Raw genomic sequence first — 19,946 nt, forward strand, 5'->3', positions numbered from 1 at the left:
CATCACTTGGAGATCGGCCAGACGAAGTTGGTATCGAAGCTCGGACCGAGCTTGAAATCCTTGATATCCTTGCGATAGCCGGCAACTTCCGTCTGCTGGTAGAGGAAGACGAAGGGGCTGGCCTCCAGATATTTCTTCTGGATTTCCCGGTACATGGCGGCACGCTTGTCGGTATCGACCTCGAACAGCGCCGCCTTCGTTTGCTTGTCGAGCTCCGGCGTCGTCCAAGCGTTGCGCCAGGCAAGCGTCTTGTTGGTGCCCGCGTCGGAATTGTCGGGATTGTTCGTGAACGTATCGGCGTTGGAATGGGGGTCCCAATAGTCGTTGCCCCACTGGCCGTAGTAGATGTCGTGATTGCGGGCACGGTACTTAGTCAGCTTCTGCTTGCCGTCGCCGGGAATGATCTCGACCTTGATCCCGGCCTGGCCGAGTGTCTGCTGGATCGCGGTGGCGATGCCGGTGTCCGGCTCGATGCTGCGCGCGTCCATGGTCACCGAGAAGCCATCCGGCAGGCCGGCCTTGGCCAATAATTCCTTCGCCTTGGCGACATCGAGCTTGAACGGATTTTCGTCCAGTGCGCCGAGCAGGCCTTTCGGCTCGAAGGTCTGGTGGACTTCGCCGACGCCCTTGATCAGCGTCTTGCCGATGGCATCATAGTCGACCAGGTATTTGAACGCCTGCTGCACTTCCGGCTTGGCAAGGTTCGGATTCTTCTGGTTGAGGCTGATGTAATAGATCGTGCCCTTCGGCGCATTGGTGGAGGCAAGCTGCGGGTTCTTCTCGACAGAGGCGAGATCGGTCGGCGAGAGATTGCGCGCGACGTCGATATCGCCGTTTTCCAGCGCCAGGCGCTGCGCCGAGCTTTCCTTCATGAAACGGTAGATGACGCGGGCAAGCTTCGGCTTCTCGCCGTAATAATTGTCGTTGCGCTCCAGCACGACGGCCTCATTGGCGCGCCATTCGCGCAGCTTGAACGGGCCGGAGCCGGCAAAGCCGGTCTTCAGCCAGCTATTGCCGAAATCATTGTCATACTTGTAGTCGGCCGACGGCGTCGCCGGCTTGACATGCTGTAGGACTAGCTTCTTGTCGACCACTTCGGCGACCGTCGCCGTCAGGCAGTTCAGCACGAAGCTCGGTGCATAGGGCTTGTCGACGGTGAAAGTGAAGGTGTTCGGATCGGTCGCCTTGGCCTTTTCCGTCACGTTATCGCCGGTGAGGCCGAACTGGGTGAGGATGAAGGCCGGGCTCTTGTCGAGCTTGATGACGCGCTCGAAGGACCAGGCAACGTCCTCGGCGGTGATCGGGTTGCCGGAGGCGAACTTCAGGCCAGGCTTGAGCTTGAACGTATAGGTGAGATGGTCGTCGGAAACCGTCCAGCTCTCGGCAAGGTCACCTTTGATCTTCGAGGTATCGTTGATGTCGAGACGAACGAGCAGGCTATAGGTGTTGCCGGTGATTTCGGCAGCCGACAGCTCATAGGCTTCGGCCGGATCCATGCTCAGAATATCGTCGAACGCAAAGCCTTCGACCAGCGTGTCCTTGGGCGTCGCAGCATATGCGTTCGGCACCGCCATCAGCAGAAGCGAGAGAGCCACGCCGGCGGAAAGTGCGCGGAAACCGCTGTTCATCTTGGTAATCATCATTGTTTTCATTCCCCTTTTTTAAACTCTACGCAATATCGGCACGCACTTTACCGGCTGCCTTCCTTCCAAGCGGACGCCAGGACGCGAAGCCAGTTCTCCCTGCACAGCTTTACAAGATCGGCTTCACCATAACCAGCGTTCCGAAGAGCGGCAATCAGCTTTTGATTGCCTGCGGCATCGCTAATTTCCGCAGGAATCGTGGCGCCATCGAAGTCCGATCCGAGGCCGACGCAGTCGATGCCGACACGGCCGACGAGATGATCCACATGCCGCACCATCGCCTCGAGCGGCGTATCGGCATCCGAGCGCGCATCCTCGCGCAGCATGGCCGTCGCATAGTTGAGGCCGACGATGCCGCGGCTCTCCTTGATCGCGTCAAGCTGCTTGTCGGTGAGATTGCGCGCGACCGGCGTCAGCGCATGCGCGTTGGAGTGGCTCGCGACCAGCGGCTGATCCGAGGTCTTCGCCACATCCCAGAAGCCCTTTTCGGTGATGTGGGCGAGATCGACCAAGATGCCGAGCCGGTTGCATTCGCGCACCAGGGCGAAGCCGGCCTCGGTCAGGCCAGGCCCGGTGTCCGGCGAACTCGGATAGGCGAAAGGGACGCCATGGGCAAAAACATTGTTGCGGCTCCAGACGGGGCCGAGCGAGCGCAGGCCTGCGGCGTAAAAGGTTTCGAGTGCGGCGAGATCGGCATCGATGGCTTCGCAGCCTTCCATATGCATCACGGCAGCGAAAATGCTTTTCTCCATACAGTCGCGGATCTCGGCTGTGGAACGGCAGAGCTTCCAGGCACCCGCGCGGTCGAGCCGCAGCGCGATCGCCGCCATTTCCAGCGCGATATCGAGCGAAGGCGCGCGCTCGAGCGGCACCGCCAGCGGCGTGGCATAGTGGCCATTGCCATCCGACTCGGCAAAGACGAGATCGCCCGATGGAATGTAGATGGCGCAAAGGCCGCCGGCCAGCCCGCCTGCACGCGCCCGCGGCGCATCGATATGGCCGCCCGGCGTTCCATCCCTGAATTCGGCGATCGGATCGGCGCCGTCGCGCGCATGATGCCAGAGTCTCAGGAGAACGTCGTTATGGCCATCAAATACGGATTGCATCGTCTATCCTGGATGAAGCGCCCCGAGGGGAGCGAATGGAAAGCGGCCAGAATAGAAAAGCTGACAGGATTCGCCATACCCAAATGAAAAAAATTTGCATTTGCATGGAACGGCATATGCAAACGAAAAAGGCGGGGCAAAAACCCCGCCTTGAGAGCATGCTTTATAACGCTGACGATGTGTCGGGCATTTCAGCGCTTGGCCCGCTTCTTCTGGCGGTAGACGTCGATGGCGACAGCAGCGACGATGATGAAGCCTTTGGCGATTTCCTGGTAATAGGCATCGACGTTGAGGAAGGTGAAGCCGGAGATCATCACGCCGAGAATGACGGTGCCGATCACGGTGCCGGCGATGCGGCCAACGCCGCCGGTCAGCGACGTGCCGCCGATGACAGCTGCCGCGATCGCATCCAGCTCGTAGTTGACGCCCATGCCAGCCTGCGCTGTCTGCACGCGGGCGGCGGTGATGATGCCGGCAAGACCGGCGAGAAGCCCCGCAATGGCATAGACCTTGACCAGATGCGCCTCGACGTTGATGCCCGAAACGCGCGCTGCCTGCAGATTGGCACCGATCGCATAGGTGAACTTGCCGTAGCGCGTGTAGCGCAGCACGATATGGAAGGCGATGGCGATGATCAGGAAGACGACGACGGGCCAGATGCCGGAGCCGATGAAATTGAACTGATCGGTCAGGCCCGAGATCGGCTGGCCCTTGGTATAGAGCTTCGACAGGCCGCGGGCCGAAACCATCATGCCGAGGGTGGCGATGAAAGGAGGGATCTTCGTTTTCGTGATCAGCTGGCCGTTGATATAGCCGGCCAAAAGCCCGAGCAGCAAGCCGACGCCGATCGGCACGAAGAAGGGCATGTCGGTCAATGCCGGGTAGACGGCCCTTGCCCATGTCGATGACTGGGCGAAGCTCGCGGCGACCATGGCCGTCAGGCCGACCACCGAACCCGATGACAGATCGATGCCACCTGTTATGATGACCTGCGTCACACCGACCGAGATGATGCCGATGACGGAGACCTGCAGGATCATGATCTTAAGGCGCTGCAAGTTCATCAGGAAGCTCTGACCCACGAAGATCCAGCCGAGGATCTCGCAGAGAAGCGCAATGCCGATCAGCACCAGGAAGATGCCGAGTTCGGGCGGCACACGCCGGCGTCTTGGCCGTGTGACTGCCGGGGCGGTCGCCTCTGCAACTTTGCTAACCATGGTTCAATCCTCCCTTGCGACGATTGGCGGCGTCACTGCGCGGCCAGCTCCATCACCTTCACTTGAGTTGCGTCCGCGCGATCCAGGAATCCGGTCACCCGTCCCTCATGCATCACCATGATGCGGTCGCTCATGCCGAGTACTTCCGGCATTTCCGAGGAGATCATGATGACGGCGACGCCGTTGCGCGCCATTTCGGTAACCAGGCGATGGATTTCCGCCTTGGCGCCGACATCGATGCCGCGCGTCGGCTCGTCCAGGATCAGAATGCGGGGATTGGTGAGCATCCACCGGCCGATCAGCGCCTTCTGCTGATTGCCGCCGGAAAGATTTTCGATGCGCTCGTCGAGATTCGGCGTCTTGACGCGCAGCTTGCGCGCCATCTCCTCGCAGGCCTGCTCGATCGAGCCCTCCTGCACGAAACCGCCGCGCACGAACTTGTCGTGCAGCACGGCGACCTGCATATTTTCAAGCACGCTGAGGATGAGAAGACAGCCCGTATCCTTGCGGTCCTCTGTCAGGAACGCCATGCCGTGACGGATCGCCGCCGCCGGAGAGGAAATGTCGGTCTTCTTACCGAAAAGCTCGATCGTGCCGGACGAGGCCGGCGTGACGCCGAAGATGGTCTCGGCGACATTGGATCGGCCCGATCCCACAAGCCCGGCCACGCCGAGAATTTCGCCGGCCCTGACCTCGAAAGAGACATTGGAGAACACGCCGTCGAGGCTGAGATCCCTGACCGACAGCACGGTTTCGCCGATCGGCACCTCCTCCTTCGGGAACATCTGCGTGATCTCGCGGCCGACCATCATGCGGATGATGTCGTCGCGCGTCACATCGGTGGAGGCGTGCGTGCCGATATATTTGCCATCGCGGAATACCGAAAACTCGTCGGCGATCTCGAACAGCTCGTTCATCTTGTGGGTGATGTAGACGATGCCGATGCCCTGGGCGCGCAGATCGCGGATGATCTGGAAGAGATGCGCAACCTCACGCTCGGTCAGCGCCGAAGTCGGCTCGTCCATGATCAGCACATCGGAATTATAGGAAACCGCCTTGGCGATTTCGACCATCTGCCGGCTCGCGACGGAAAGCTCGCGCACCTGGATTTCGGGGTCGATGGAGATGTTCAGCCGCTGGAAGAGTTCCTCGGTCTTGCGGCTCATCTCCGCATGGTCGACGAAGCCGAAGCGGTTCTTCGGTTCACGCCGGATCCAGATATTTTCCGCAACCGTCATGAACGGCATCAGGTTCAGTTCCTGATGGATCATGGCAATACCGTTTTCCAGCGCGTCGAGAGGTGACTTCAGCCGGATTTCGACGCCCTTCAGCAGCACTTCACCCTGGTCGGGAATATAGATGCCGGCAAGGATTTTCATCAGCGTCGACTTGCCCGCGCCGTTTTCACCCATCAGCGCATGCACCGTTCCGCGCTTCAGGCGGAAGGAAACGTCGTCGAGGGCGAGCACGCCGGGAAATTCCTTGCGGATGCCTTCCGCGCTCAGCAGATAGGCGGCATTAGGGACAGCGCCGCTGGCGCGCACCGCCGCCATGGTGGATGGGCTCACAACCATTTTTCCCTCCCGGGCAGATCGGATTTCAAAGGGTGCGGGCAACGCCCGCACCCGTCGAACACTCTCGTCATCAGTTCTTCTTGACGAAGTCCTTGACGTTGGCCGGCGTGACGAGCTGGAAGGGAATATAGACCTTCTTCTCGATCTTCTCGCCCTTGGCGAGCTTGAGCGCGGCATCGACTGCGCCCTTGCCCTGGCCGGCGGCATCCTGGAACACGGTGACCTTCAGGTCGCCGGCCTGCATGGCGGCAAGCGCGTCCTGCGTGGCATCGACGCCGGCGACGACGATCTTGTCGAGCGGCTTGCCGGCCGCCTTCAGTGCCTGGATGGCGCCAATCGCCATTTCGTCGTTGTTGGAGATAACAGCGTCAAATTCGATGCCGCTGGAGAGCCAGTTCGTCATCAGGTCGGCACCCTGGGTGCGCTGCCAGCTGGCGGTCTGCTCCTGGACGATCTGAATACCCTTGCACTCGTCGGTCGCCACCACGTCATGGACGTCCTTGGTGCGCATGCGGGCGGCCTGGTTGGAAAGCTCGCCCATCATGATGACGGCCTTGCCCTTGCCGCCCAGCAATCGGCAGACTTCCTTGGCTTCCAGCGTACCGGATTCCTGCTCGTTGGAGGCGACGAAGGCCTGTTTGTCCGGGAGGCTGTCGACGTTGGCCGGCTCGCGATTGACGTAGACAAGCGGGATCTTCGCTTCAGCCGCCAGCTTGGAAATGGCGGCGGTCGCATCGGTATCGACCGGGTTTACGATGATGGCATCGACCTTACTGGCGATGAAGTTCTGGATCTGGCTCTGCTGCTTGGCGATGTCGTTCTGAGCATCTTCCACCTGCAGCGTCACGCCGCTCATGCCCTTTGCATAATCCTGCATGCCGTTGCGCAGGACGGTCAGGAAGTTATCGTCGAACAGCGCCATGGAAACGCCGATGGTTTCGGCATGGGCAGCGGTCGACAGCATAAGCGCCATCGCAGAGCCAAGGATAAATTTCTTCATGTTTTCCTCCCAGATACGGTGCCCGGCCACACCCCTCCTAAATGCCGGGGGCCCTCAGTCTCGACCGCAGAGCCTGTCATCAATTCGGCCGTCACTCCCATGACGGCCACATTGAAAAAACGGAACAAACAAACCGTAAAATTCTTTATGCGGAATATTCATTCCATTTTTCACTGCAAAGGTCAACACCAAATTCTGGCCGCGTTGCGGGAACCCGCGAAGACAGATTTTGTCGCCGGCACGGCTGTAAGATTCGAAGGCCGAACCTACATACGGGCGCCCGGCGTGATGGAACGGTTATTCCATCGACACGGGAACGGAATAGAATACTGATGACCAACCGGCCGCAGCGCGGCAAGCAACGGAGAACACGCATGCCCTCGATGTACAGTTTCTCGGTCCCCGTCTTTCAACGCGGCCTCCAAAACCTCTCCGTCTATCTCGATAAGATCGAGGCCCACGCCTCGGAAAAGGGCATTGCACCCGGCGAGCTCATTTCCGCCCGTCTCATCGACGACATGCTGCCGCTCTCCGGCCAGTATCAGCGCGCCTCCGATACCGCGAAGCTCACCATCGCCCGACTTACCGGCATCGCCGCGCCGCGTTTCGAAGACAATGAGACGACCGTCGCAGACCTGCGGGAACGCCTGAAGAAGACGCAGGATTTCCTGGCGACAATCACGCCGGCCACCATGGAAGGCAGCGACAAGCGGGAGGTGACGATCACGCCCGGAGGCAACAAGATCGTCTTCAAGGGCGAGGATTATCTGGCGAAATTCGCGCTGCCGAACTTCTTTTTTCACGTTACGACGGCGCACGACATCCTGCGCAGCCGCGGGCTGTCCGTCGGCAAGATGAACTATCTCGGATCGTTCGGCTAAAGAAGCAATACAGGAAAAGTACGCAGCGGTTTTCCGTCCGGAATTGCGTAAAAACAAATGACGGGACAATTCAGGGCCGGAGCGATACCGGCCCATTCTCCGTCAGTTCCGTATAAGCGAGCGTCTGGTCCAGATGCCGGGCGCGAAGGGAGAGAAGCTTTTCGGCATAGGCAAGCCTGATTGCCAGATAGGCGCCGTCTTCGGCGACATTGGATAGTTCCGCCGGATCCTCCGCAAGATCGAAGAGCAGCGGCGGCAGCCCGGCGCAATGGACATATTTGAAGTGCTCGTCGCGCACGACGGCCAGATTGCAGGCATTGGACCGCAAACCGAAATGCCGCTCGGGAATGCCCGCGGCGATATCGCGGAAATCGAACTCCCAGAAAGCCGCATCACGCCAGTTTTCCGGTTCGGAACCAGAGAGGAACGGCAGCAAGCTGTCGCCATCGACATGGTTTGCCGGCACTATACCGAGGCGATCGCACAGGCTCGGGAAAATATCCGCGGCACTGGTGAAATGCTCTACCTGCCGGCCATGCGTTTTGGGCTGGTGGGGATCGCGGATGACGAGCGGAACATGATAGCTGCCATCGAAGAAACCGCCCTTGCCGAGCATCCAGTGATCGCCCATCATCTCGGCATGATCCGAGGTGAAGACGATGACGGTATCGTCCCAGGCCCCGGCATCCTTCAATGCCTGCCAGATGCGGCCAAGCTGCGCGTCGACTTCGGCGATCATGCCGTAATAGATGGCGCGGATTGCCGAAAAATCCTCGGGCGTCCATTCGTCGATGGAGCCTTTGCCGCCATGGATGAATCCGCCCTTGTCAATGAGCGGCAGACCGAAAGCGAGCAGCGGATGCGATGCCATCTCCGCTTCGCGGTCGACGGCGCGCGCGAAAGCCGGACCATCGGCGGCAAAGAACATGCGGCTATAGGGTTCTGGCACTGAGAACGGCGGATGCGGCCTCAGGAAAGAAACATGCGCGAACCAGGGTTGATCTTGCTCTCCAAGCCAGCGGATGAATTCGCCCGTCAGAAAGGCCGTCTGCGTCTCGTCCGTCGAATAGGCCGGCGCATTGCAGGAAATCTCGCCGGGCGCGGCACCGACCGGAATATGGATATCGCGGCTGACGGCATCGGCACGGCCGCGCGACCGCAGCCAGGATAGCCATTGCTTTTCGTGTTCGGGCAGGAGCTGTCGCGCCGTGAAGCCGGGCAGCACCCCCTCATAGGTCGTCAGATGCGGATCGTGGGGATCATGGCCACGCGGATCTGGCGCCGTGTCGGTATAGCCGAACAGCGTCGGATCATATCCGGCCCGACGCGCCGCAAGCGCGACATTGTCGAAACGCGCATCCAATGGCGAGCCGTTGCGGCAAACGCGGTGATTCATCTGGTAAAGGCCGGTATAGAGCGTTGCACGTGCCGGCGAGCACGGCGCCGCACCGGCATAGTGCCGCCGGAAGAGCACGCCTTCCCGCGCCAGCGCATCGACATTCGGCGTCCTGACGCATTCATGACCGACGGCGGAGAGACAATCTCCCCGCCATTGATCGGCAGAGATCAGCAAAACGTTCGGGCGTTTGCCCCCAACACCAACGAAAGAACGCTGTTCAGTGCTGGTTGGACTTGGCATGCCAATTCCAGGCAGATTGAATGATCTCGGCCAGATCATATTGTGGCGACCAGCCAAGAATATCGCGGGCCTTGTCGTTGTTGGCGACCAGCGTTGTCGAATCGCCCTCGCGGCGGCCGACATATTCGACCGGGAGCGGCCGGTTCGACACGGTCTCGATCGTTCCGAGCAGCTCCTTCACCGTGGTGCCCGTGCCGGTGCCGAGATTAAGGGCGACGGAATCGCCGCCATCAAGCAGATACTCCACGGCGCGGACATGGGCGTCGGCGAGATCGAGCACATGGATGTAATCGCGCACGCAGGTGCCGTCGCGGGTATCATAATCGCTGCCGAAGACCTTGAAGCCCTGACGCCTTCCGAGCGCCGCATCGATGGCGAGCGGGATGGCATGGGTTTCCGGCGTATGCCATTCACCGATGCGCCCTTCGAAATCGGCGCCGGCAGCGTTGAAATAACGCAAGACGACGGAGCGCAGACCCTTGTACTGGTCATAGTCGGCGAGTGCCTGCTCGACGATATATTTCGTGCGGCCGTAGGGATTGATCGGCACCTGCCGGTGGCTCTCGTCGAGCGGGACGCTCTGCGGCAGGCCGTAGGTCGCGCAGGTGGAGGAAAAGACGAAGGCCTTCACGCCAGCCGCCTGAGCTGCCGAAAGCAGGGTCAGCGTGCCGATGACGTTATTTTCATAGAAGGAGACCGGATCCTTGACCGACTCGCCAACCTCGATCAGCGCGGCGAAATGCAGGATCGCGGCAGGCTTGTGCTTGGCAAGCACCTCGTCGAGACGCGCGCGATCACGAATATCGCCTTCCTCGGCCGGACCCCATTTGACGAATTCCCGGTGCCCATTGGAGAAATTGTCGTAGACGACAGGCTGAAAACCCTTGTTCGCCAGGTCCAGACATGTATGCGAGCCGATATAGCCGGCTCCGCCTACCACAAGCACCGTTTCTCCTGCCATGATCATCCCTTCTCGACTGACAACGATTTACCGCCCCGAAGCGGCGGACCGGGTTCGATCCGACGCGTACACTTAGAGAGCTGTAACCGACTTGCAAGGCTGGAGAAAGGCGCAAGATCGGCAAGATCAAGAATGGACGGAGGCGAAAAGCTAAGCCGGCTTTGTCGCCGCCCTGCCGGTGTGCATGAGAATTCCGGCCAGCGCCAATACCGGCGGCGGCAGGAAGCATGGCATGCCGACGAACAGGAAAAGCACGGCCGCCATAGCGCAGCCCAGCCCAAAGCCGCCGACGGCGACCCCACCTGCGCTTCTATTCGCCACGCTCGCCTTCGAGATTGGCGATTTCGTCCGAGATTTCCGAAATCCTTTGCCGGAGCTCGGCCTCGGTGCCGTCGTCCACCTCTTCATCGCCGAAACAATAGCGCGCAATATGCAGCTCAAGCCTGGCTTCGAGCTGCTCGCGCTGGGTGCGGAGTTGTTTGAGATAGCTGTTTCGCATTGCGAACCACGCTTTCCGAGAAATTGGGTCTTACCTGATAAATAGGGCCAAAGCCTGAAAGTTTCGATAGCCACCCTGCCCGTTCCCTTGAAACGACTGCGGCAATGTCCCACCGCCGCGCCTGTTGCAAAGCCGTTGGCTGGTCATCACATTCATGCGACCCGCACCTGAAATGATCCCGAAGGCGAATATTGCCGCTGACATCGGCTTCGGATTTAGGCTAATTCAGGTGGATTGTTCGAGGTATGTTGTGTTGAACGAAAAAATTGCCGTCATCGGCCTGGGCTATGTTGGCCTGCCCGTCGCGATTGCGCTTGCCGAAAAATTCCATGATGTGGTCGGTTTTGATATCAAGGCCTCCCGCGTCGCCGCGCTGAAGGCTGGCGAGGACGACACCCGCGAGGTTTCCACCGAGCGGTTGAGATCGAGCGGGCTGCGCATCAGCAGCGACACCGAGGATCTCAGGGATCGGGATATCTTCATCGTTGCCGTGCCGACGCCGATCGACGGCAATCGGCAGCCGGATCTGCGGCCGATGATTTCGGCCTCCCGCACGGTCGGCAAGGTTTTGCGTGAAGGTGCGGTCGTCGTCTACGAATCGACCGTTTACCCCGGCGTCACCGAAGAGGTCTGCGGCCCGGTGTTGGCGGAGGTTTCCGGCCTGCGACAGGGCAAAGATTTCCATGTCGGCTATTCGCCGGAGCGCATCAACCCCGGCGACAAGGAACACACTTTCGAGCGTATCGTGAAGGTGGTCGCCAGCGATGACGAGGAAACACTGGAGAGGATCGCCGCCATCTACGGTGCCGTGGTCGAGGCTGGCATCCACCGCGCCCCCAGCATCAAGGTGGCCGAGGCCGCCAAGGTAATCGAGAATACCCAGCGCGACGTCAATATAGCGCTGATGAACGAGCTTTCGATCATTTTCGAGAAGATGGGCATCCGCACGGCCGACGTGCTGAAAGCGGCCCGCACGAAATGGAATTTCCTGCCCTTCACCCCCGGCCTGGTGGGCGGCCACTGCATCGGCGTCGATCCCTATTACCTGACGGCCAAGGCTGAAGAGCTCGGCTATCACCCGGAAGTCATTCTTTCCGGCCGCCGCATCAATGATGGCATGGGCGCCTTCATCGCCCAGAAGCTTATCAAGATGCTGGTCGCGGCGAAAAAGCCGATCAATGGCGCGCGGATCGGCATCTTCGGCCTGACCTTCAAGGAAAATGTCCCCGACCTGCGCAACAGCCGCGTGCCTGACATTATAAGGGAACTGCGCCAGTTCGGTCTCGAGCCGCTGGTGCACGATCCGATGGCAAGCCATACGGAAGCTGAAGAGGAATACGCCATCCGTCTGAGGGAACTGAAGGACTTCGGCCAGCTCGATGCTCTCGTGCTCGCCGTTCCCCACAAGTCCTATCTGGCCAACAGCGCCTCCGAGATACTCGACCTACTGAGCGAAAACGGCGTGGTGGTCGATGTAAAGGCCGCCCTCGATCGGACCAATCCTCTGTTGGCGGGCCATTCGCTCTGGAGCCTTTGAGGCTCCCAAGCCAAATCAGCGTGCCTTCCCCCCGCCAGCCGCGACCGTTGCTGCCAGCCCCTCTTCGACGGAATAAGGCGGCGACCAGCCGGTGATCGCTCTCGTCTCGCCAATATCGACCTGAAGCGAACCCAGCAGCCGTTGCGCGGCGGCCCTGCGGCCGAGAAGGGCGGCAAGCCCTTCCAGCAGCCCTGGCGGCACCGGCAGCATCAGAGCCCTTCGCCCCGAGGCCCCGGATAATCTTTCGATCAGCTGACCGATCGAAAGATCCTCGCCGTCGCTGATGAGGAACACACGATTGCCGGCGGACGGATGGCGGGCACAAAGCAGCATGAAATCGACGAGGTTGCCGACAAAGACGAGAGACCTGCGGTTTCGAACCGCACCGAACGGCCACGGGAACGGCCGGGCGGACCACGTCATCAGGCTTGCGAAATTCGCCTTGACGCCAGGACCGTAGACAAGCGGCGGCCGGATGATGACGATCTCTATGCCGGTTTCCTCGCCTAGCGCAAGCAAAGCCTCCTCCGCCTCCAGCTTGGAGCGGCCATAGGCATCTTCCGGGTGCGGCTCGTCCGAGGCCTTGAACGGCCTTCCCGCCGCCGTTCTCTCGCCATTGACCTTGATCGAGCTCAGGAAAATGAAGCGCTTGACACCGGCGAGTGCGGCCTGCCGCGCCAGATGGACCGTCGCATCGACATTGACGGCACGAAATGCGGCCAGCGGATCGGCGGCATTTTCGTTCATGACGTGAACACGCGCCGCCAGGTGCATGACGATATCGACGCCGGCGAGCGCGGCCGACCAATCCGTATCGCCGCCGATTGCGCCGATAGCGGCGAAGCCCGGCCGGGGAGAACGGCTGACCGGCCGATAGTCCATTCGTCGCCGGGAAAGCTCGGCACACAAGGCCTGCCCGACAAAACCCGTCGCACCCGTCACCAGGATCATGCCTACACCGCCTCCGCTTTTTCACGCCATCATTACCGCGGACATGCTTTGCACGGGATATCGGCCGGGAACAAGGCCGGGGAATCTTGGCCGGGGCGGTTGTGCTTAAATTCGCGATATGAGATGCACAGGACAATGACGACCTTCATCGCCGCCTCGACCGGCGTCGATGCAACAGCAAGAGATGATGTTTTACACGATCGCCAAGCGCCTTTTCGATTTTCTCGCCGCTCTTGCCGCGACCATCGTCTTTTTCATTCCCATCCTCGTTGTCGCCCTCGCCGTACGGCTGACGTCGCGAGGTCCGATCCTCTATTGGTCGGATCGGGTCGGCCGGAAGAACAAGATTTTCCGCATGCCGAAATTCCGCAGCATGCGCACGGACACGCCCGCGGTCGCAACCCATCTCCTGAAGGACGCCAATATCTATCTGACGCCGATCGGCTCCTTCCTGCGCAAATCGAGCCTCGACGAGCTGCCGCAGCTCTGGTGCATCCTGAAAGGGGAAATGAGCATCGTCGGCCCGCGCCCCGCCCTTTTCAACCAGCACGACCTCGTTGCCCTGCGCACGCAGAGCGGCGTCGACGCGCTTCTGCCCGGTTTGACCGGCTGGGCGCAGGTCAACGGTCGCGACGAACTGCCGATCCCGCAAAAGGTGGCGCTGGACGAGGAATATCTGCGCCGGCGCTCGTTTTTCTTCGATCTCAAGATCATATTCCTGACGGCCTTGAAAGTGGTCCGACGCGATGGAGTTGCTCATTAGCAAGTATCCGGCGAAATCGACGCTGCCCGTCCATCGGCATTATAAAATGCCGCATTCCTGCCCTTTTGCGGCCATAGGGGCCGTCAGGGGGACCACGCATGCGGGGTAATGAACCGATTTTGGATGAAGGGCGGACGACGACAGTGGACGACTCGCGCATGAACAAACCCCATGCTGATCTTGCCGCCGAGCCGATCGGCGTCACCAAAGCTGCAAGCAGCATGGCAAAACCGGTAGCGATCATCGGCGGCCTTCTATGGCTTCTCGTCGCCTCGCCGACCGTGGTCGAAAGCGATGCCTATCGCTATGCCACAGCGCTCCTGTCCCTGATTGCTCTCTTTTATTACCTGAGAGCGCCGGTGCGGCCGCGTACGGACTGGATTGGCTGGATCTGCATGGGCTGGGCCTTCTATGTCATGGCCCGTTTCGGCATTACCTATTGGCTGACGCCGCAGCATGATATCGGTGCCTCGGATTGGCTCTATGCCTTCCCCTTTTTCTTCCCCATCATGGGCGTCGCCTTCCTGCTCTATGAAGAGCTGATGGAAAAGATCGTCGCGGCCTATTTCGCCATGGTTCTCATCATGCTTGTGGCAACGCAGCATCTGCGCGAGGTCTTCGCCGGCGAAACCATCCGTCCGCTGATCATGAACAATCAGATCCACGGCGCCGTCGCCTGCGGCATGATCGTGATCTTCACGCTGTTCTGGCTGCTGCATTATCTCACGGAAAAATCCAGCGACCGCCGGATCGCGCGTTTTGCCTATATCGTTTCGCCTTTCATCTTCGCGCTTTGTTTCATCGCCATCTACGGCGCCAAATCGAAAGGCGTCTGGCTCTCGCTCGGCATAACACTGCCTGTCCTGGCGCTCATGACGCTGACCTATCTGCGCTTGAAGAGCGGCGTCATCATTATCATCGCCGTGGCGGCCCTGTTGATCGCCGGCGTTTACGGCGTGCGGCACAATCTCGACAAGACGGCCGGACCGACCGTGTCGGCCGCCCTTTCCATGGTGGAGAACATGGCCGACGGCCATGAAATGAGCGGCGTGGTTTCGACTGCGATCAGCTCCACGAATACACCCGTATCGATGGACGAACGCCTGCAGCTGTGGTCCAACAGCTGGGAAGTCTTCTCCTCCGCGCCGTTCTTCGGCTGGGGCAACCGGTGGCTCGAGCGCTGGGCCGAGACGCGCTACTCGCATATCCAGTACACGCTGCTGCACAATGGCTATCTGGAGATCCTTGTACGCTACGGCCTCTTCGGCGCCGCCGTGATGTCCTTCATGCTCGGCGTCTTCATCCGCGCCGTCTGGCGCGCCCGCAAGGCCGGCATCATCCCGCGGGCCGCATGGCACGCCTATATCGCCTGCCTCTTCTTCTTCTCACTGACCCTGCTCAGCAATTCCAACAACCGCCTCGCCATCGGCGAAGGCCTCGCCTTCGCCTCCTCGGCATTTGCCTGCTGGTGCCACATGCGTCTAAAGGGAGAGTGTTTGGTGGCGGGGAACCCGATGGTACAGCGGAAAGCACTTGCTTGACCACCCGGGCCTTAGCGGACGCCTTGGCGACGCTTGGCAATCGCAGTTTCGAACACCCGCTCTAGCTGGCATGCACTTTCTATCCAATCGAATCGACCGGCGTTAGATTTCGCCTCTCCGGCAAGGCGGTCATAAAGCACGTTGTCGGCCACAAGGCTCTCCAGGCCCCTGCAAATCGATTGCACATCGTCGGGATCAACGAGGACACCGGCGGCCCCGGCAACTTCGGGCATGGAAGACCGATTAGACGTCAGCACTGGTATTCCCATCGCATTGGCTTCGATAATGGGAAATCCGAAGCCTTCGTAAAGCGATGGCATCGCCAGGAATCGCGCCTGGCCGTAAAGCTGCGCCAAATCGGCATCCGACACATAACCGGTCAGCCGAACGGATGACTGTAGATGAAGGCTTGCAATGTGCTCCTTAAGGTCGCCAAGCCTCCAGCCTTGGCCGCCCGCGAGTACCAGCAGCAATTCCTGTCGAATCGCCTCCGGCAGGGAGGCATAGGCCTGCAGCAGTCGCAACAGATTTTTACGCGGCTCGAGCGTTCCGACGAACAGGATATAGGAGCGATTGATCCCAAATGACGACAGAGACTTGGCTTTCGACCCTCCCTGGATGGCCGTCAAACCCGGATAAATGACACTCAGCTTTTCAGCGTATGCGGGAAATTGCTCCCTTAGCGCATTGGCCGTCGCCTCGGAATCGGCAACCACTTGGTCCGCAACGGCGATTCCCGGCTTCATCAACCAGCGATCGCCCATGCGCGTCTGCCATCGCATGGTTGCCGCCATATCTTTCCAGACGAGGTCATGAATCGTGACGACACGGGCAATTCGGCGATCAAGAAAGGATGGCAGACGATGCGCCGGTCCCCAGAAAACATCGAGGCCATCCTGCGCGGCGCGGCGCGGAAGCTCGGTCTGAGCCCAGATCATGCGCTTTACCCCGCCCGGGAACCGCGCGACGCGCAGCTGCGCAGGCGGCAGGTTCTTTACGTCGCCGTGAGGGGACTGCGGGAAATAAAGATAAAGCTGATGGCCACGAAGCGCGAGATGTCGGCTCATTTCCAGCACATAGCGGCCAATTCCGGTCATGCTCGTCGTCAGATTGCGCGCATCGATACCGATCTTCATGCGGAGGCTACCCTTCGGTCGACGAATGTCTCGATTATTGTCATCACAGCGGAACCTGCAGCGGATTGCTCCACCAGCCAGCCGATTCCTGGAACAGGCCTATCTCGGCGAAGGCGGCACCCTTTCGCTTGAACTCTGATGGGATCTCGATGCCAAGATAAAGGCTATCCCCCGGTGGCAGGACGAATGGAATACGGGAGCGGTCGTTATCCGGATAGCTGATATCGCCATCGGCCGACAAGACACGATAGCTCGCCGCAACCCCAAACGCGTCGCCGGCGGTTCCGGCGCTGGCCCACGGCTTCGGCGAGAGGTTTGTAACACGGACGATATATTTCAGCGTCCTATTGTCCGCCACGATCGGCCCTTCAATCAGCTCGATCTTGTGCCGGGTGTCTCCGCGAACAAGCGGGCCTGCCATCTTAATATCGCCCATGTCGGTAATCGGCACATAGGCCTTCTTGTCCCCCGGCGCATAGATCCGATACCAGTCATCCGTGAGCACTATTCGCTGCAGCTCCTCGGCACTTTCTTTCCAGCTTATCCCATTGTTCGTGACGGGCTCGAATGATGAGGGAGCAGTATCGAGAAAGGAACGGATCATCGCAGCGAGAGACTCCGAGGAGCCGCTTGTGAAAAATTGACAATTCTGACCGCCCGCGGTCACTTCGCGAAAAACGGGAATATCGCTTGCGATCACGGCTTTTCCGAAGTGCGCCGCTTCCACGATGGGAAGACCGAAACCTTCTGCATAGGAAGCCGCAATGAGGGCGTCACTCCCTGCATAGGCCTGCTGGAGCTTTTCGTCCGAAATACCATTGAGCCAAAAGAGACGCTCGCCGTATTCGCGATGTTGCTTGATGCGGCGGATCAGATGCTCAACGCCCCAGCCCTGCTTTCCCACGATCGTCAGCCCGACATCTCGCCCCTCGTCCCACAATCTTTCAAGTGCATCTAAAGCGAGCGCATATCCCTTGCGCGGCTCGAGCGTTCCAACCATCAGGAAATTGTGGCGTGCACTCTGCACCTGCTCGGCAATATCTGTGCGGACGATAGCCTGGTTGAAATCTGCACCAAGATGCCAATAGCCAATTTTCATCTCACGCGGAAACCGAATACCTTCCAGTATCGTGATCAGCTCGTCGGCCACGGCTTTTGATATGCAGATAAACGCGTTCGAGTATGCAAGCGCCGCCTGGAACCATACCGAAAATGTCGGAGACATTCCGGGATCGCAGAAGCCGGGAAATCTCAGCGGAACCGTGTCATACAGACAGGAGACAATCGTCGCGCCCCTTAATCGCGCGGCATGCAATGTCTTATAGTGGTACTTGAAGAACTCCCAAGAGCTATCGAGCATCAAGATGCGGTCATCTGCCCCGAACTGCAGGCGGGCATCCTCGCTGAATGCATTTGCATCCTTGGCTTTTTCCAGGGTCTTGAGGACGGGAAACCATCCGTCGAGAGAATCGCTATAAGCGACGACGAGCTCGACGCTTTGTCCGTCGACAACACGCTCCGGCGGCAGATTGGCGCAAATATTTTTAACGACCCGTTGAATCCCGGTCTTGTGATCAACTCGATATGTCGAGGTCGCATCCACGATAAGGCGAGGCTTTCCGGAACTCGGGATCTCGCTGCGCGCCAGCACTTCCGAGACGAAATCGCGCGGCAGGCCGATCTTTTCCACTTTCTGCAAAACGGCCTTTTCAACCCTCGCCTGCGAATTCACATCCCGCAAGGCCGCGGCTTTGCCGGCAACGTCCTTTAGAGCGGTGACAGCGATGGCTGCGGTCTTGGCCCAGCTAAAGTCGGAGGCGCGGCTCTGTTGCCGTGCGGCCGCAGTCTTTGCCGCCTCGCGATTACTCAACGCTCGACGCATGACCCGTGCAATGTCCGCAACATCGGCGGGATTGAAGAGAAACTCCCGGTCCCCAATCACCTCTGGAAGAGCACCGGTGTTTGAAGCGATCACAAGTGTGCCACAGGTCATGGCTTCAAGCGCGGTCAGGCCGAATCCCTCAAGCAGCGAGGGCTGAATTGCCAGATCCGCCTCTTTGTAAAGGGCGACGAGTTGACTGTCCGTCACATGCCCGAGCGCCGCAAAATCCTGTTGCGGAAGTCCAAGCTTGCGCCAGCGCTCCTCCTCTTCTCTCAGAAGCGCTTTCGGATGGTCGCCGGCCAAGACGAAACTGTACTGCGTTCGCAAATCTTCAGGCAGCTGCGCAAATGCGGCAATTGCCGATTCCACATTCTTTCGCCAATCCAACCCGCCAACGTAAAGGACGAAGCGTTTCGGCGTCGGGCGCGACGATCTCAGCTCCGGGTGATCGATTGCGTCTTTAAAATCTTTCGATATCCCGGCAAGCATATTGATTGCATGAGCATTCTCCGAGATCTCGATGCATTCACGCCGCGAATAGTCCGAAATGCAAAGATTGAGATCGAATTTCGCATGGAGACCAAGGCGCCGCTCATAGCACGCGCGAGTAGCAGAACTCTGAAGATACTGCTCGGGATAGCGATACGGAATTGCGTCATAGAAGATGGATGCAACGGGAATTGACGAAATATCGTTGGGAACAAGCGGAACCGCCCTGTCCCTCATACCTTCAAATGGACTGGCAGAGACTGCTATGTCCGGATTGATGCAGGCGACATGATATGCGAGCGCTATCTCACTGAGCCGACGCTTTTCGGAATAGCCGTCGACCCCTTCTCCACCATCGGCAACGCCATGCCACATGAAGATATTAGCGGGTTTGAGCCACTGTTGAAGATGATCGCGAGCCGCCAGCGCATCCTGCGGCATTCCGGCATTGAGCGAAACAAGAAGTTCTACATCCGGGTGGTTGTCGATAATTCCCAGAAGCCACTCTTGCACATAGCGCCCGATTCCACGCCACTTGCTTGCTGTCTGGAAACACTGGCCATCGATCCACAATCGCATCAATGATCGTCTTTCACTTCGATTTCGAGATATCTTGAAGCAGGCTGCTCCATCGCGCTACTGCCGACTTCGGTGCATCGATAAACCATTGCCCCTCCTGATTATCGTCCGAAAAGTCAAGTGTCGGAACACCATAGCCCTGCGCTATGGCAATTGCGGCAAGTCTTCTCTTCAGCATCGGGAAACGTTGCGCCAATCGCAGGCAGGCGTCCTTCAAGTGCGGCCTGGCGGAAAGCCAGCGCAGGAGTCCTGCTAAAAAAAACATGACGCTTCGGCTAGGTAACCTTTTGATTGCGGATAGCTTTCGACTTCCAGCCCGAACGGGACGCGTAAGCTGCCACGAGAAACTATTATGTATCTGATCAAGCTGCTGACGCAGCGTACGCTCTCGACTATCCGCGTCCCAGACTGCATCTTCCAGATCGCGTATCTGATCGTCCTTCTGTTCAAGGAGACGAATGAGATGCTGCTCCGGCTGATGTTCGATCGAATGCTTATCGCTGTTCACAAATATGAGCCTTCTTCGGGTAGCAACACAGCATCAGTGT

17 protein-coding genes are annotated in these 19,946 nt (G+C 59.3%); 4 read left to right on the plus strand and 13 right to left on the minus strand.

Annotated elements, in window-relative coordinates:
* Window positions 1–2 precede the first annotated feature (2 nt).
* The 5 genes from FP026_RS28315 to FP026_RS28335 all read right to left on the minus strand — a co-directional run bounded on the left by FP026_RS28315 (window position 3) and on the right by FP026_RS28335 (window position 6,540).
* Complete coding sequence (locus FP026_RS28315) at window positions 3–1,643, minus strand: ABC transporter substrate-binding protein (RefSeq protein ID WP_149637890.1); 1,641 nt, start codon at window positions 1,641–1,643, stop codon at window positions 3–5.
* A gap of 47 nt (window positions 1,644–1,690) precedes the next feature.
* The gene (locus FP026_RS28320) at window positions 1,691–2,749 is read right to left on the minus strand and encodes a dipeptidase (protein WP_149637891.1); all 1,059 of its coding nucleotides are present in this window, start codon (window positions 2,747–2,749) and stop codon (window positions 1,691–1,693) included.
* Between the two features lie 191 nt (window positions 2,750–2,940).
* Entirely contained in the window at window positions 2,941–3,966 is a 1,026-nt protein-coding gene (locus FP026_RS28325) for an ABC transporter permease (RefSeq protein WP_149637892.1), read from the minus strand.
* 32 nt (window positions 3,967–3,998) lie between these two features.
* Window positions 3,999–5,540, minus strand: a complete 1,542-nt coding sequence (locus FP026_RS28330; RefSeq protein ID WP_149637893.1) for a sugar ABC transporter ATP-binding protein — start codon at window positions 5,538–5,540, stop codon at window positions 3,999–4,001.
* Between the two features lie 70 nt (window positions 5,541–5,610).
* Window positions 5,611–6,540 (minus strand): sugar ABC transporter substrate-binding protein, encoded by a 930-nt coding sequence (locus tag FP026_RS28335; RefSeq protein ID WP_149637894.1) that lies wholly within the window; start codon window positions 6,538–6,540, stop codon window positions 5,611–5,613.
* A gap of 374 nt (window positions 6,541–6,914) precedes the next feature.
* On the opposite strand from FP026_RS28335, the gene FP026_RS28340 reads away from it, so the two are divergent.
* A complete protein-coding gene (locus tag FP026_RS28340; protein WP_149637895.1) occupies window positions 6,915–7,421 on the plus strand; it encodes a DUF1993 domain-containing protein in 507 nt (168 codons plus the stop codon).
* A gap of 70 nt (window positions 7,422–7,491) precedes the next feature.
* Here FP026_RS28340 and FP026_RS28345 read toward each other — a convergent pair whose 3' ends face one another.
* The 4 genes from FP026_RS28345 to FP026_RS28355 all read right to left on the minus strand — a co-directional run bounded on the left by FP026_RS28345 (window position 7,492) and on the right by FP026_RS28355 (window position 10,520).
* Window positions 7,492–9,060: an alkaline phosphatase family protein gene (locus FP026_RS28345; RefSeq protein ID WP_149637896.1), complete on the minus strand. Its 1,569-nt coding sequence runs from the start codon at window positions 9,058–9,060 to the stop codon at window positions 7,492–7,494.
* Window positions 9,038–10,021 (minus strand): UDP-glucose 4-epimerase GalE, encoded by a 984-nt coding sequence (gene galE, locus FP026_RS28350; RefSeq protein WP_149637897.1) that lies wholly within the window; start codon window positions 10,019–10,021, stop codon window positions 9,038–9,040. The genes FP026_RS28345 and galE overlap by 23 nt, the downstream gene beginning before the upstream one ends.
* Window positions 10,022–10,171: 150 nt before the next feature.
* Window positions 10,172–10,342 carry a hypothetical protein gene (locus tag FP026_RS30415; RefSeq protein ID WP_188112708.1) on the minus strand — a complete coding sequence of 57 codons (171 nt, stop codon included), beginning with the start codon at window positions 10,340–10,342 and terminating at the stop codon, window positions 10,172–10,174.
* A complete protein-coding gene (locus FP026_RS28355) occupies window positions 10,332–10,520 on the minus strand; it encodes a hypothetical protein (protein ID WP_149637898.1) in 189 nt (62 codons plus the stop codon). Before FP026_RS28355 ends, FP026_RS30415 begins: the two co-directional genes overlap by 11 nt.
* 250 nt (window positions 10,521–10,770) lie before the next feature.
* Between FP026_RS28355 and FP026_RS28360 the strand changes: the two genes are divergently transcribed.
* The gene (locus FP026_RS28360) at window positions 10,771–12,057 is read left to right on the plus strand and encodes a nucleotide sugar dehydrogenase (protein WP_149637899.1); all 1,287 of its coding nucleotides are present in this window, start codon (window positions 10,771–10,773) and stop codon (window positions 12,055–12,057) included.
* 15 nt (window positions 12,058–12,072) lie between these two features.
* Here FP026_RS28360 and FP026_RS28365 read toward each other — a convergent pair whose 3' ends face one another.
* Window positions 12,073–13,008 (minus strand): NAD-dependent epimerase/dehydratase family protein, encoded by a 936-nt coding sequence (locus FP026_RS28365; RefSeq protein ID WP_149637900.1) that lies wholly within the window; start codon window positions 13,006–13,008, stop codon window positions 12,073–12,075.
* 187 nt (window positions 13,009–13,195) lie between these two features.
* Here FP026_RS28365 and FP026_RS28370 point away from each other — a divergent pair, with 187 nt between their 5' ends.
* Together FP026_RS28370 and FP026_RS28375 are read left to right on the plus strand one after the other, a co-directional pair.
* Window positions 13,196–13,771: a sugar transferase gene (locus FP026_RS28370; protein ID WP_149637901.1), complete on the plus strand. Its 576-nt coding sequence runs from the start codon at window positions 13,196–13,198 to the stop codon at window positions 13,769–13,771.
* A 158-nt stretch (window positions 13,772–13,929) separates the two neighbouring features.
* On the plus strand, window positions 13,930–15,312 hold the full coding sequence (locus tag FP026_RS28375) for an O-antigen ligase family protein (RefSeq protein ID WP_188112709.1): 1,383 nt from the start codon (window positions 13,930–13,932) through the stop codon (window positions 15,310–15,312).
* Window positions 15,313–15,323: 11 nt separating this feature from the next.
* Here the strand turns inward: FP026_RS28375 and FP026_RS28380 are convergent, their stop codons facing one another.
* The 3 genes from FP026_RS28380 to FP026_RS28390 are packed head-to-tail and all read right to left on the minus strand — an operon-like array spanning window position 15,324 to window position 19,906.
* Window positions 15,324–16,448, minus strand: coding sequence for a glycosyltransferase family 4 protein (locus FP026_RS28380; protein WP_149637903.1), 1,125 nt, complete (start codon window positions 16,446–16,448; stop codon window positions 15,324–15,326).
* Between the two features lie 43 nt (window positions 16,449–16,491).
* Window positions 16,492–19,398 (minus strand): glycosyltransferase family 4 protein, encoded by a 2,907-nt coding sequence (locus FP026_RS28385; RefSeq protein ID WP_149637904.1) that lies wholly within the window; start codon window positions 19,396–19,398, stop codon window positions 16,492–16,494.
* Between the two features lie 13 nt (window positions 19,399–19,411).
* Window positions 19,412–19,906: a hypothetical protein gene (locus tag FP026_RS28390; RefSeq protein WP_149637905.1), complete on the minus strand. Its 495-nt coding sequence runs from the start codon at window positions 19,904–19,906 to the stop codon at window positions 19,412–19,414.
* Window positions 19,907–19,946 lie beyond the last annotated feature (40 nt).

Origin of the sequence: Martinezella tropici, assembly GCF_008370325.1 — a bacterium.
Taxonomy (GTDB): Bacteria; Pseudomonadota; Alphaproteobacteria; order Rhizobiales; family Rhizobiaceae; genus Rhizobium; species Rhizobium tropici_B.

Bases quoted from the DNA above. Each gene is read 5' to 3' on its own strand.
- FP026_RS28315 (WP_149637890.1), bottom strand. From the start codon at position 1,643: ATGATGATTACCAAGATGAACAGCGGTTTCCGCGCACTTTCCGCCGGC.
- FP026_RS28320 (WP_149637891.1), bottom strand. From the start codon at position 2,749: ATGCAATCCGTATTTGATGGCCATAACGACGTTCTCCTGAGACTCTGG.
- FP026_RS28325 (WP_149637892.1), bottom strand. From the start codon at position 3,966: ATGGTTAGCAAAGTTGCAGAGGCGACCGCCCCGGCAGTCACACGGCCA.
- FP026_RS28330 (WP_149637893.1), bottom strand. From the start codon at position 5,540: ATGGTTGTGAGCCCATCCACCATGGCGGCGGTGCGCGCCAGCGGCGCT.
- FP026_RS28335 (WP_149637894.1), bottom strand. From the start codon at position 6,540: ATGAAGAAATTTATCCTTGGCTCTGCGATGGCGCTTATGCTGTCGACC.
- FP026_RS28340 (WP_149637895.1), top strand. From the start codon at position 6,915: ATGCCCTCGATGTACAGTTTCTCGGTCCCCGTCTTTCAACGCGGCCTC.
- FP026_RS28345 (WP_149637896.1), bottom strand. From the start codon at position 9,060: ATGCCAAGTCCAACCAGCACTGAACAGCGTTCTTTCGTTGGTGTTGGG.
- galE (WP_149637897.1), bottom strand. From the start codon at position 10,021: ATGGCAGGAGAAACGGTGCTTGTGGTAGGCGGAGCCGGCTATATCGGC.
- FP026_RS28355 (WP_149637898.1), bottom strand. From the start codon at position 10,520: ATGCGAAACAGCTATCTCAAACAACTCCGCACCCAGCGCGAGCAGCTC.
- FP026_RS28365 (WP_149637900.1), bottom strand. From the start codon at position 13,008: ATGATCCTGGTGACGGGTGCGACGGGTTTTGTCGGGCAGGCCTTGTGT.
- FP026_RS28370 (WP_149637901.1), top strand. From the start codon at position 13,196: ATGTTTTACACGATCGCCAAGCGCCTTTTCGATTTTCTCGCCGCTCTT.
- FP026_RS28375 (WP_188112709.1), top strand. From the start codon at position 13,930: ATGAACAAACCCCATGCTGATCTTGCCGCCGAGCCGATCGGCGTCACC.
- FP026_RS28380 (WP_149637903.1), bottom strand. From the start codon at position 16,448: ATGAAGATCGGTATCGATGCGCGCAATCTGACGACGAGCATGACCGGA.
- FP026_RS28385 (WP_149637904.1), bottom strand. From the start codon at position 19,398: ATGCGATTGTGGATCGATGGCCAGTGTTTCCAGACAGCAAGCAAGTGG.